The organism is Planococcus wigleyi (assembly GCF_014836985.1).
Classification (GTDB): Bacteria; Bacillota; Bacilli; order Bacillales_A; family Planococcaceae; genus Planococcus; species Planococcus notacanthi.
The window spans coordinates 317,342-329,890 of record NZ_JACSPU010000004.1 but is presented as its reverse complement, the minus strand read 5'-3'; the positions used below and the strand labels follow the sequence as shown (position 1 = coordinate 329,890).

General features: G+C 46.1%; 11 protein-coding genes. All 11 read left to right on the top strand.

What is annotated here, in order from left to right:
* Positions 1-17 precede the first annotated feature (17 nt).
* The 11 genes from dnaK (at position 18) to H9630_RS12975 (ending at position 12,537) form a co-directional block, all read left to right on the top strand.
* On the top strand, positions 18-1,844 hold the full coding sequence (gene dnaK, locus H9630_RS13025; RefSeq protein ID WP_191715905.1) for a molecular chaperone DnaK: 1,827 nt from the start codon (positions 18-20) through the stop codon (positions 1,842-1,844).
* A 113-nt stretch (positions 1,845-1,957) separates the two neighbouring features.
* Positions 1,958-3,079 carry a molecular chaperone DnaJ gene (gene dnaJ, locus H9630_RS13020; RefSeq protein WP_191715904.1) on the top strand — a complete coding sequence of 374 codons (1,122 nt, stop codon included), beginning with the start codon at positions 1,958-1,960 and terminating at the stop codon, positions 3,077-3,079.
* Between the two features lie 122 nt (positions 3,080-3,201).
* Positions 3,202-4,143 (top strand): 50S ribosomal protein L11 methyltransferase, encoded by a 942-nt coding sequence (gene prmA, locus H9630_RS13015; RefSeq protein WP_191715903.1) that lies wholly within the window; start codon positions 3,202-3,204, stop codon positions 4,141-4,143.
* Positions 4,144-4,155: 12 nt separating this feature from the next.
* Positions 4,156-4,893, top strand: coding sequence for a 16S rRNA (uracil(1498)-N(3))-methyltransferase (locus tag H9630_RS13010; protein WP_191715902.1), 738 nt, complete (start codon positions 4,156-4,158; stop codon positions 4,891-4,893).
* Between the two features lie 122 nt (positions 4,894-5,015).
* A complete protein-coding gene (gene deoC / locus H9630_RS13005; protein WP_191715901.1) occupies positions 5,016-5,684 on the top strand; it encodes a deoxyribose-phosphate aldolase in 669 nt (222 codons plus the stop codon).
* Positions 5,685-5,779: 95 nt separating this feature from the next.
* Positions 5,780-5,953 carry a 30S ribosomal protein S21 gene (gene rpsU, locus H9630_RS13000; RefSeq protein ID WP_008431605.1) on the top strand — a complete coding sequence of 58 codons (174 nt, stop codon included), beginning with the start codon at positions 5,780-5,782 and terminating at the stop codon, positions 5,951-5,953.
* A 230-nt stretch (positions 5,954-6,183) separates the two neighbouring features.
* Positions 6,184-7,509 (top strand): NfeD family protein, encoded by a 1,326-nt coding sequence (locus H9630_RS12995; protein WP_191715900.1) that lies wholly within the window; start codon positions 6,184-6,186, stop codon positions 7,507-7,509.
* A gap of 4 nt (positions 7,510-7,513) precedes the next feature.
* Positions 7,514-8,500, top strand: coding sequence for a flotillin-like protein FloA (gene floA, locus H9630_RS12990; protein WP_191715899.1), 987 nt, complete (start codon positions 7,514-7,516; stop codon positions 8,498-8,500).
* Between the two features lie 30 nt (positions 8,501-8,530).
* Positions 8,531-9,025, top strand: coding sequence for a hypothetical protein (locus tag H9630_RS12985; protein WP_191715898.1), 495 nt, complete (start codon positions 8,531-8,533; stop codon positions 9,023-9,025).
* A 243-nt stretch (positions 9,026-9,268) separates the two neighbouring features.
* Complete coding sequence (locus tag H9630_RS12980; RefSeq protein WP_191715897.1) at positions 9,269-10,228, top strand: PhoH family protein; 960 nt, start codon at positions 9,269-9,271, stop codon at positions 10,226-10,228.
* A gap of 185 nt (positions 10,229-10,413) precedes the next feature.
* On the top strand, positions 10,414-12,537 hold the full coding sequence (locus H9630_RS12975) for an HD family phosphohydrolase (protein ID WP_191715896.1): 2,124 nt from the start codon (positions 10,414-10,416) through the stop codon (positions 12,535-12,537).
* The last annotated feature ends 12 nt before the right edge of the window (positions 12,538-12,549 follow it).

The window sequence follows — 12,549 nt, the reverse complement described above, 5'->3', positions numbered from 1 at the left end:
TATTGGAGGAATTCATAATGAGCAAAATTATCGGTATTGACTTAGGTACAACAAACTCAGCAGTCGCAGTATTAGAAGGCGGCGAGCCAAAAATCATTCCAAACCCAGAAGGCAACCGTACAACACCTTCTGTTGTCGCTTTCAAAAATGGTGAACGCCAAGTCGGCGAAGTGGCAAAACGCCAATCGATCACAAACCCGAACACCATCCAATCCGTAAAACGTTTGATGGGTACTCAGCAAAAAGTAACAGCTGAAGGCAAAGAATATACGCCACAAGAAGTTTCTGCAATGATTCTTCAATATCTTAAAGGCTATGCTGAAGAATACTTAGGCGAAAAAGTAACAAAAGCGGTTATCACAGTTCCAGCTTATTTCAACGATGCAGAACGCCAGGCAACAAAAGATGCTGGGCGTATCGCAGGCTTAGAAGTGGAACGCATCATCAATGAGCCTACTGCTGCAGCACTTGCATACGGTTTGGACAAAACAGATACAGATGAAACAATCCTTGTTTATGACCTTGGCGGCGGTACGTTCGACGTATCGATCCTTGAACTGGGCGACGGCGTTTTTGAAGTAAAATCAACTGCCGGCGACAACCGTCTGGGTGGCGATGACTTCGATAAATTGATCATCGACTATTTGGTGCAGGAATTCAAAAAAGAAAACGGCGTTGACTTGTCGAAAGACAAGATGGCGACACAGCGTTTGAAAGATGCGGCTGAAAAAGCGAAAAAAGATTTGTCTGGCGTATCGTCAACTCAAATTTCACTGCCGTTCATCACAGCAGGAGAAGCTGGACCTCTTCACTTGGAAGTTACATTGAGCCGTGCGAAGTTCGATGAATTGACTTCTTCATTAGTTGAACGCACAATGGGGCCGACTCGCCAGGCGTTAAAAGATGCTGGCATTTCTGCTTCTGAAATTGACCGTGTTATCCTTGTCGGTGGATCTACTCGTATTCCAGCCGTACAGGAAGCTGTTAAGAAAGAAACAGGCAAAGACCCGCATAAAGGTGTTAACCCGGATGAAGTTGTAGCTATGGGTGCAGCAGTCCAAGGCGGCGTATTGACTGGTGACGTTAAAGACGTTGTCCTATTGGACGTAACGCCATTATCTCTTGGTATTGAAACAATGGGCGGCGTATTCACTAAATTGATTGAACGCAACACGACAATCCCGACTTCAAAATCGCAAACATTCTCAACTGCTGCTGACAACCAGCCGGCTGTAGATATTCATGTATTGCAAGGGGAGCGCCCGATGGCAGCAGCCAACAAAACGCTTGGCCGTTTCCAATTGGCAGATATTCCGCCAGCTCCACGCGGCGTGCCGCAAATCGAAGTAAGCTTCGATATCGATAAAAACGGTATCGTCAGCGTTAAAGCGAAAGATCTGGGGACACAAAAAGAGCAGACAATTACAATTCAATCCAACACTTCTTTGACGGACGATGAAATCGAACGCATGATCAAAGAAGCAGAAGAAAACGCTGAAGCGGATGCTAAAGTAAAAGAAGAAGTTGAACTTCGCAACGAAGCGGACCAAGCTGTCTTCACAACTGACAAAACAATTACTGACCTTGGTGAAGTTGTCTCTGAAGAAGAGAAAAAACAAGCGGAAGATGCGCGCGACGAACTAAAAGCGGCATTGGAGTCTGACAACATCGAAGACATCCGTGAGAAAAAAGATAAATTGCAGGAGATTCTTCAAGGCCTTTCCATGAAAGCGTACGAGCAGGCAGCAGCAGCTCAACAAGCTACTCAAGAAGAAGGCGCAGCTCCAGGCAACGACGATATAGTCGATGCTGAATTTGAAGAAGTTAACGACGATAAAAAATAAGCAAGAACTTGAAAAGTCAAAGCAAAGCAACATGCTTTGGCTTTTTCAATGTCTTTGCATCAGTGATTTAAACCGTGTACAATTACAGTTGATTGCTAGAGGGAGAGTGACTTATGAATAAGCGAGATTATTATGAAGTACTGGGCGTATCCAAGTCCGCTTCTAAAGAAGAAATTAAAAAAGCATACCGGACCTTATCTAAAAAGTTTCATCCGGACATCAATAAAGATAAAGATGCTTCTGCTAAGTTCCAGGAAGTTAAAGAGGCATATGAAGTATTAAGCGATGAGCAAAAACGTGCACAATATGATCAGTTTGGCCATCAGGATCCGAACCAAGGCTTTGGCGGCGGCGGATTCGGCGGAGCTGAGGGATTCGGTTTCGATGATATTTTCAGCACTTTCTTCGGTGGAGGTTCAAGACGCCGCGATCCGAACGCACCACGTAAAGGCGATGATCTTCAGTACTCCATGACCATCGATTTCATGGATGCCGTATTCGGCAAGGAATCGGAAGTTGAATTGCCGAAAGACGAAACATGTGGAACATGTGACGGTTCTGGCGCTAAGCCAGGTACCAAGAAGAAGACATGTCCATACTGTGAAGGCTCCGGCCAGCTGAATGTGACGCAGGATACGCCATTTGGCCGTATGGTCAACCGCCGTGCCTGCCATCATTGTGAAGGCTCTGGCCAAATCATCGAAGAAAAATGCCAGACATGCCACGGCGAAGGAAAAGTGCGCAAAGTCAAGAAAATCAAAGTCACGATTCCAGCCGGTGTAGACGATGGCCAGCAATTGCGCGTTACTGGACAAGGTGGACCGGGGATCAACGGAGGACCAGCAGGGGATCTCTATGTTGTATTCCGCGTCAGACCGCATAAACAGTTCCAGCGTGAAGGGGACGATATCTATCTGGATATTTCCATCACCTATCCACAGGCCGCATTGGGGGATGAAATCGAAGTTCCGACAATTTCAGGTAAAGTGAAGTTGAAGATTCCAGCTGGTACACAAAGTGGAGCCCGTTTCCGACTGAAAGGCAAAGGCGTCAAAAACGTTCATGGCTATGGAACCGGAGATCAACATGTCATTGTCCGCGTCAAAACACAAACAAAACTCAGCGAGAAGCAAAAACAGCTGCTGCGTGAGTTTGCTGAAATCAGCGGGGATATTCCAGAAGAACACAGCAGCTCGCTGTTTGATAAAATCAAACGGACCATTAAAGGCGAATAAGTGAGAACCTGGACTGATGGGGAAGTTGCTGTCAGTAATTAATCCAGTTTCTGCAACCAGTAGACTCTTGCGTAATGCGGGAGTCTTGCTGATTGTGGAAGCGAAAAAGGAGCTGGACGGAATTGAAATGGTCAGAATTAGCAATCCATACCACGAATGAAGCGATTGAAGCAGTTTCCAATATCATGCATGAAGCAGGTGCCAGCGGAGTAGTCATCGAGGATTCGGAAGATTTGACGAAAGAACGGGAAGATCGTTTTGGTGAAATCTATTCGTTGGATCCGGAAGATTTTCCAGTGGACGGCGTGATCTTGAAAGCTTATTTGCCGGTCAATAGTTTTTTAGGCGAAACGGTTGAGGCCATTAAGTTGGCTATCAATAACCTGGTGGCATTTGATATTAATTTGGGCAAAAACGAAGTGACCATCAGCGAAGTGAACGAAGAGGAATGGGCGACTTCATGGAAAAAATATTATCATCCCGTCAAAATCTCCAAACGTTTCACAATTGTGCCGACATGGGAAACTTATAATCCGGTATCAAGCGATGAATTGATCATTGAATTGGATCCTGGAATGGCTTTTGGTACAGGCACGCATCCAACTACTGTTATGAGCCTACAGGCACTTGAAAAGACAGTTAAGCCGGGAGACCGAGTCATTGATATAGGTACGGGATCAGGAGTGCTGGCGATTGGAGCGGCTTTGCTTTCTGCCAAAGAAGTCTATGCGCTGGATTTGGATGACATTGCTGTAAAATCAGCAACAATCAACGTCAAGCTGAATAAAGTTCAAAACACTGTGACCGTAGAAGAAGGCAACCTGGTCGATAAAATCAAGGAACCGGGTGACGTGGTCGTCGCCAATATTCTGGCGGAAGTCATCATGTCCTTTACAGATGATGCGTTCAAGGTCGTGAAACCAGGTGGCCAGTACATCACATCCGGCATCATTGCAGCGAAGAAGAACAATGTCAAAGAAGCGCTCGAAGCATCTGGCTTTGTCATTGAAGACGTCATGATGATGGAAGATTGGGTCACCATCATTTCCAAAAAACCTGAATAACGGGGTGCCACGATGCAACGATATTTTATAGAAGGCAAAATTCCTGAAAATCGAATAGTGGCAATAACCGGCGATGATGCTAAGCACATCGCCAAAGTTATGCGCCAAACTGCAGGAGATTATTTGATCGCAGTAATGGAAGGCGAAGCGCACCTTTCAAAAATCGTCACGGCGGATTTCGATGTGGAAGTGGAGCTTGGCGAGAAATTGGAAACGCAAGTTGAATTGCCTAAAAAAGTGACCATTGCTTGTGGGTTGCCGAAAGGCGATAAGCTTGATTTGATTACACAAAAAGCAACAGAGCTGGGAATGTACGCGCTGCTGCCATTTGCAGCAGAGCGTTCGATTGTCAAATGGGACAGTTCCAAAAGCGGGAAAAAAATCGGCAGGCTCCAAAAAATCGCTAAGGAGGCAGCTGAACAATCTCACAGAACCCACATCCCTGAAATCCATCCCGTCCACAGTTTCAAGCAATTGATGGTCCAAGCTGAAACCTATGACACCGTTATCGTCGCTTATGAAGAAGAGGCGCGGGACGGGAACCGGACGCGGTTTGCTGAAATTTTAAAAGCGTTGTATGATAAAGATTCAGTCCTGATTGTCTTTGGCCCGGAAGGCGGCATTTCAGATTCTGAAGTGGCTGCTTTGAAAAACTTCGGGGCGGTTTTCACTTCGCTTGGTCCTCGGATTCTGCGGACAGAAACTGCGCCTTTGTACGCACTGGCCGCTATTTCCTGTGAGTTTGAATAGGAATGGGGCTATGCCTGTACAAGGCATCCAAAACGCTCAGAACAGTGATCGGCGGCATTTCCCGGTTGGGAGAACTGGCCTGATGAGTAACTGACTTTAAACAAGAATGGAGATTTTCTATTATGACGAACATTGCATCATATATCGACCACACATTACTAAAACCGGAATCGACCGAAAGCCAAGTTATCCAGCTTTGCAAAGAAGCAGCTGAATTCAAGTTCGCTTCTGTATGTGTCAATCCGACTTGGGTTGAAACTGCTGCAGCTGAATTGGCAGGCACTGAAGTCAAAGTATGTACAGTTATCGGCTTTCCGCTTGGTGCATCGACTCCGGAAACAAAAGCTTTCGAAACAACTGACGCTATTTCAAAAGGTGCAGGCGAAATTGACATGGTGTTGAATGTAGGTGCCCTTAAAAGCGGCAACACGGACCATGTGAAAAAAGATATCGAAGCGGTTGTCAATGCGGCAAAAGGAAATGCAATCGTGAAAGTGATCCTTGAAACATGCTTGCTGACCGACGAAGAAAAAGCGGCGGCTTCCCGGCTGTCCAAAGAAGCAGGAGCTGACTTTGTTAAAACTTCAACCGGCTTCTCAACTGGTGGAGCGACTGTCGAGGACGTAAAATTGATGCGCGAGACAGTAGGTCCTGATCTGGGTGTTAAAGCTTCAGGCGGCGTTCGCAGTCTGGAAGATGTTCAAGCGATGATCGAAGCAGGAGCAACACGCATCGGTGCAAGCTCAGGCGTTAAAATTATGCAGGGCTTAACTTCAGATTCCGATTATTAACTATTGACCTTTCTTTGAGAATACGATATAATTTTTGAGTATATAACACTTGTTGTTCTTCGCTTCAACGTGTGTTCGGAGGGAGGGAAAAAGAGATGACAAAAACTACAGTTCGTAAAAACGAATCGATTGAAGATGCTCTTCGCCGCTTCAAACGCACTGTTTCTAAATCTGGAACAATGCAAGAGGTAAGAAAGCGCGAGTACTATGATAAGCCGAGCGTGAAACGTAAATTAAAATCAGAAGCTGCGCGTAAACGTAAATTTTAATTGACATTAAGAAGTATAATCGACTTTTAAAAAATATGAACGACCAGCCTAAGCCGCCAACACAGTAAATGTGTTGGCGGCTTTTCTAATTGTCATATTTGTAAGCGCATTCTTTCGTTATTGGGCAGCCAATCATTTATAATGAAAATAGCTCAAAAAAATGAAACCGAATCCAGTTTCATCCGTATATATACAAACAGTAAATTTAACTTGCGAAAGGAGAGATCCCATTGAGCAGAGTCAAAGTCTATACAGGATTTGGACTTTTACTGTTATCTTTTCTGCTCATGCTCCCGGCGATCCAGGCGGACACTTCGACAGTGTATGTAATTCCGATCGAAGATGAAGTTGAACGAGGACTGCAAGCTTTTATCGAACGGGGCATTGAAGAAGCTGAAGATGCTGGAGCAGAGGCCATCATCTTTGAAATCGATACGCCAGGCGGTTTTGTGGATGCGGCAGACGGCATTGCTCGGCTACTCAATAAAACACAGCTGGAAACAATGGCATTCGTCAACCAAGATGCTTTATCGGCTGGTGCTTTCCTGGCCTTGCATAACGATGAAATCTATATGCATCCAAACGGCCGCATGGGCGCTGCGCAGGTGATCGACCAGGCGGGGAATGCGGCTGCGGATAAGGCGAACAGCGCATGGCTCGCTTCCATGAAGAATGCAGCTCAGACAGCCGGTCGGGATCCTGAGTATGCATTGGCAATGGCTGATGCTTCAATGGCTCTCCCGGAGCTGGGAGTTGCAGAAGGTGAGCTGCTGACGTTGGGAGCGCAGGAAGCTGAACAGGTTGGCTATTCGCAAGGGACTGTATCTTCTCTTGGCGAGTTGCTGGCGCTAAAAGGCTATGAAAATGCTTCGGTTGTTACAGTCGATGAAACATTTTCAGAAAGTCTAGCTCGTTTCCTGACCAATCCGATCGTTGTACCGATCCTTTTGTCAATTGCAGGCTTGGGTTTGCTGCTTGAACTTTTTACACCAGGAGTCGGGATTCCTGGGATTATTGGGCTGTCTTCCTTGTTGTTGTTTTTTTACGGTCACTTGGTGGCAGGCTTGGCAGGATACGAGTCCATCATTTTATTGGTCATCGGCTTCGGGCTTTTGGTGGCCGAGTTCATTATTCCGGGCGGTGTTGCCGGATTCCTCGGGATCGCCGCTATTCTTGGCAGCATTTTATTGGCTGGAGGCGATTTAAAGTCCACCGCCATAGCAGTACTTATTGCAATGATAGTAGCAACAGTAGGGATGGTGATTGTAGTGAAATTCTTTGGTAAGCGGCTGGATTTGTTCAAACGGATTATCTTGACGGATGCCACCGATACAGAAAGTGGATACGTATCGACTACAAATCGCCCGGAACTTGTCGGCAAAATTGCCCGGACTGTAACGGCGCTTCGCCCTTCAGGCACAATCAAGCTGGATGACGAGCGCATTGACGCCGTTTCGGAGGGCAGGTTTATCGACAATGGGAAAGATGTTAAGATAATCAAGGTAGAGGGTTCGCGCATAGTTGTTCGCGAACTTGAAAAACAAGAGGAGGAATAAGAGAATGGGAATTGAAGCAATTGGTTTAGGCGCAGCGATAATAGGTATCATCATTGTTTTGGCAATTTTCTTCACATTTGTGCCAATTACATTATGGATTTCAGCATTGGCAGCAGGCGTTAAAATCAGTATCTTTACACTGATCGGGATGAGATTGCGCCGTGTTATTCCATCACGGATTGTAAATCCGTTGATCAAAGCGTCAAAAGCAGGTTTGACAGTCAGCATCAACCAACTGGAAAGCCATTACTTGGCAGGCGGTAACGTTGACCGCGTAGTCAACGCATTGATTGCTGCGCATCGCGCAAACATTGAATTGCCATTTGAACGTGCAGCTGCAATTGACTTGGCAGGGCGTGACGTGTTGGAAGCAGTTCAAATGTCGGTTAACCCGAAAGTGATTGAAACACCATTTATCGCCGGTGTTGCGATGGATGGAATCGAAGTGAAAGCGAAGGCGCGTATCACGGTTCGTGCGAACATCGACCGTCTAGTCGGTGGTGCGGGTGAAGAAACGATCGTTGCCCGTGTTGGTGAAGGTATCGTATCAACACTCGGTTCAAGCACAAGCCACAAAAAAGTTCTTGAAAACCCGGACTTGATTTCTCAAACTGTTCTTTCGAAAGGCTTGGACTCAGGTACGGCCTTTGAAATCCTATCGATTGATATTGCTGACGTTGATATCGGCAAAAACATCGGTGCGGAACTGCAGACTGAACAAGCTGAAGCAGATAAGAAAATTGCCCAGGCTAAAGCTGAAGAACGCAGAGCAATGGCTGTTGCAAGTGAACAGGAAATGAAAGCGAAAGTTGTGGAAATGAGATCGAAAGTTGTCGAAGCGGAAGCGGAAGTGCCGCTTGCGATGTCCGAAGCGCTTCGTTCAGGAAATATCGGTGTTATGGATTATATCAACTATAAAAATGTTCAAGCAGATACAGGTATGCGAGAGTCCATTTCGAAAACCGGTATGGACAAATCCGACGATAAATAATCGGCGATAACCATAAGGGAGGTTTTTCGTATGGAAGCTCTCATATTTGGGCTTGTAATCATGGCGATTAGTGCTTTTTTCAATAAGAACAAAAAAGACTCGGCTGACGATGTTCCGAAACGCCCCGTCCCGACAAGATCATCCACTGTTGACGACAGGCGTTCTGGTCAAAAAACGTTTAAGCGAGTAGAAGATTATGCCAAAGAGATTTACGGGGAACTGCAGAAACAGCAAACCCAGCGACCTGAACGAACACAGCAAGTGAAAAAACAAGTGGAAGAAGTGGTAAATCGAACGCCTCTCCGGGAAGCGCGCCAGGAAGTCCAACGCCGAGTGTCGTCCCGTGAAGTGCAAGATGAAATAGAAGACCGCATCACTACTGGCGGTTTACGGTCAGTGAGAAATCAGCCATCCGTTGCACAGAAAGAAAAAGACGCAGATGACTTCCTGCCGTTGACTAATGAGGATGTCAGAAGAGGGATCATCATGGCAGAGATTTTGATGCCGCCCAAATCCAAAAGATAAAAGGTCGGCCAGTTTTTACTGGCCGACCTTTTATGTTTCTGATAACTTTATTATGTAAACAAAAAGAGCTGGAATAAAACTTTGGTTTACACAGAAAATCGATTCAAAATCCAGCGAAATTTACACATTCCGAGAAAACAAAATCTTATAGTTCGAATTATCTAATACAAATATTTTACAAAGGATTATCTTTAATGATAGAGTAAAAATAGCAGTAAATACTCGATTCCAAGGAGCGTCCACATGACAGAAAACAACCTACTAGAATTACATGTGAAAGACCCAAATGAAGCGGTTCAGCTGCTCGGGATATCAGATAACCACTTAACTTTAATCGAAGAAGCGTTCGACATCCATATTATTACCCGTGGTGACGTTATTAAATTATCAGGTTCCGAAGAGGGCAAGCAGACTGGAAAATTATTGATTGAACAATTATTGCGGGTGATTCGCAAAAATATCAATATCGATCAACGCGATATCGTCTCTGCCATCGAGATGGCCAAAAACGGAACGATTGAATACTTCGCGGAGTTATACGACGAAGAAGTGGCCCGCAATGCGAACGGCAAATCGATACGGGCGAAGACCATCGGCCAGCGGCATTACATCCATGCTGTACGCAGCAAGGACCTGGTATTTGGAATCGGACCAGCTGGGACAGGCAAGACCTATTTAGCTGTAGTGATGGCTGTCCAGGCACTGAAAAACGGCCATGTGAAAAAGATCATTTTGACACGGCCTGCTGTAGAAGCGGGAGAAAGCCTTGGTTTTCTGCCCGGCGACTTGAAAGAGAAAGTGGATCCATATCTGCGTCCGCTCTATGATTCCCTGCATGATGTACTCGGCCTTGAGCAAACCAATCGCTTTATCGAACGCGGCACCATTGAAATCGCTCCTCTGGCGTATATGAGAGGGCGGACACTGGACGAAGCTTTTGTTATTCTCGACGAAGCGCAAAATACCACTAAAGCACAAATGAAAATGTTTTTGACGCGTCTTGGTTTCGGATCGAAAATGATCATTACCGGAGACAAAACTCAAATCGATTTGCCGCGTGGAGCGGAATCCGGATTGATTGCGGCAGAAACAATTTTGAAAGGGGTTCGCAACATCCATTTCCAATACCTCGAAAGCGGGGATGTTGTCCGCCACCCACTGGTGGCCAAAATAATTGAAGCTTATGAAAATCAGCCAAGCTGACGGATGTGGAATAAAGGCGCGCGGGATGAAAATCCTGTGTGCTTTTTTATGTGATAGCCGCAGACTCGAATAGCTCTGTTCAATCTGTTGTCATAAGGATAGAGATAATTTCAAATTTTTAGAAATACACGGTGAAATCTATTTCTTAAGTTGTTATGATGGAAGTAGAAAAGCGGGGTGGGGGCATGCGTCAACGGGCACAGAAAATCTTTGATAAATTAGGCTACCGAAAAATAATGTTGGTGGCCATTTTATTGACCGGGCTAATCCTGTATGCCGCTTTAGTGGAATCGGTTCAGGGCAATACATACGACATCAACCTTTTTCAATTGTCATCGGAAACGATTCGCTCGGAAAAAACAGTGGAAGATCCGATTAAAACAGAATTGGAAAAACAGCGTTTGGCAGAAGAAGTTGCGCCAAGCTATCAGTTTATAGATGAAATTGCCGCCAATCAGGTGGCGTTGATCGAATCGCTGTTCGGCTATATCCTGGACGCAAAAGCTGCGCCTGAAAATGATAAAGAGCAACGTTCTCCGGATGCCATGATCTCGCAGTTGAGAGAAGACCTTCGGCTGATGGAGACCAGCGAAAATGGCTTGCGTTTGACGGATGATATGCTCCGGTCTTTATTGGCGTTGCCGGATGATAGCTTGTTGACCGTGCAACAGCAATTGGAAGCATTAATGGAAACCTATTTGAGTGAACCTGTTCGGACAGAAGAAGTGGCAAGGATTCGCACGGAAATCGAGCAGGACATCCGGCGCAATGAGCAATTTCCGGATAACGTTGTCCAAGCAGCAGTTACCATCGGCCGTTTCGGAATAATACCGAACGAACTGGTCAATGAAGAGTTGACGGCCAGCCAAGTGGAACAGGTCCGCAATAGTGTCGAGCCCACTCGTATTCTGCAGGGGCAGGTGTTGGTCCAGGAAGGCCAGGTTGTCGACCGGGAAGTGTACCGGCAGCTGGAGCTTGCTGGAATGACGGAGGAGCAATTGGATTATAAGCCGCTTTTGGGGCTGTTTATTTTCGTGCTGGTCGCCATGGGCCTTCTATTAGCCGTCATGTCCCGTTCAAAAACCGAAAGTGAACGGAAGAAAACCACTGAATTGCTGGTGGTTGCTGCAGTCATCGGCATCTCTTTGGCACTTATGAAACTATTGTATGCGGTCGGCGGCAATTTTGATTTTGTCATCGCATTTATCTTCCCTACCGCGCTGGCAGGAATGATTGTCCGTCTGCTGGCCGGCGAACGGGCTGCTGTTTATGTCACCATTTTAATCAGTGCAGCAGCAGGCATCATGCTCCAGAGCAGCTATTCGGCTTCCCTGCAAATTGATGTCGCGCTTTATATCCTGTTTGGTGGATTGGCTGCCATTTATTTGATTGAACAAGATGGAGGGCGTGGGCGTCTGCTGCAGATCAGCTTGGCAGTCGCATTGGTCAATATGCTGTTTGTCGCCATTTATTTGTTGATCGGCCAAACGCAGTATAGTTGGTCGGAAATCGGCTTTTATTTTACAGCAGCCCTTGTCTCGGGGTTGCTTTCCGGTGCTTTGGCGATTGGTTTGCTGCCGTTCTTCGAGTCAGCCTTCGGCCTATTGTCGACGATGCGCCTGATTGAGCTGTCCAATCCGAATCATCCCTTATTGAAAAAAATCCTGATGGAAACCCCTGGTACATACCATCACAGTTTGATGGTCGCCAATCTGGCGGATGCTTCCTGTGAAGCGATCGGAGCGAACGGCCTGCTTGCCAGAGTCGGCTGTTATTACCACGATATCGGCAAAACCAAACAGCCTCAATTCTTCATTGAAAACCAAGTGAACATTGGAAATCCGCATGACCGCCTGCCGCCAGAGAAAAGCCGTGATATCATTCTCGCACATGGCTTTCAAGGGGCGCAGATGCTTAAGAAACATAAAATGCCTCAGGAAATCGTGGATGTGGCAGCACAGCACCATGGCACAAGTTTGTTGAAGTTTTTCTATTATAAAGCGAAGGAAAAAAATCCGGATCTTGAAGAAGCGTCTTTCCGCTACCGGGGGCCGAAGCCGCAAACCAAGGAAATTGCCATCATTTGCATTGCAGACAGCCTGGAAGCTGCTGTCCGGTCGATGAAGGAACCAACATCAGAAAAGATAAAAAAATTGGTGGATGCGATAGTTGAGGATAAACTGAAAGATGGGCAATTCGAGGAATGTGATATATCCTTGAAAGAGCTGAAGACAGTAAAAGCGGTGATGTGTGAAACCCTGAACGGCATTTTCCACTCACGCATCGAATATCCGAAAGAAACCAATTGACAGGAGGAACTG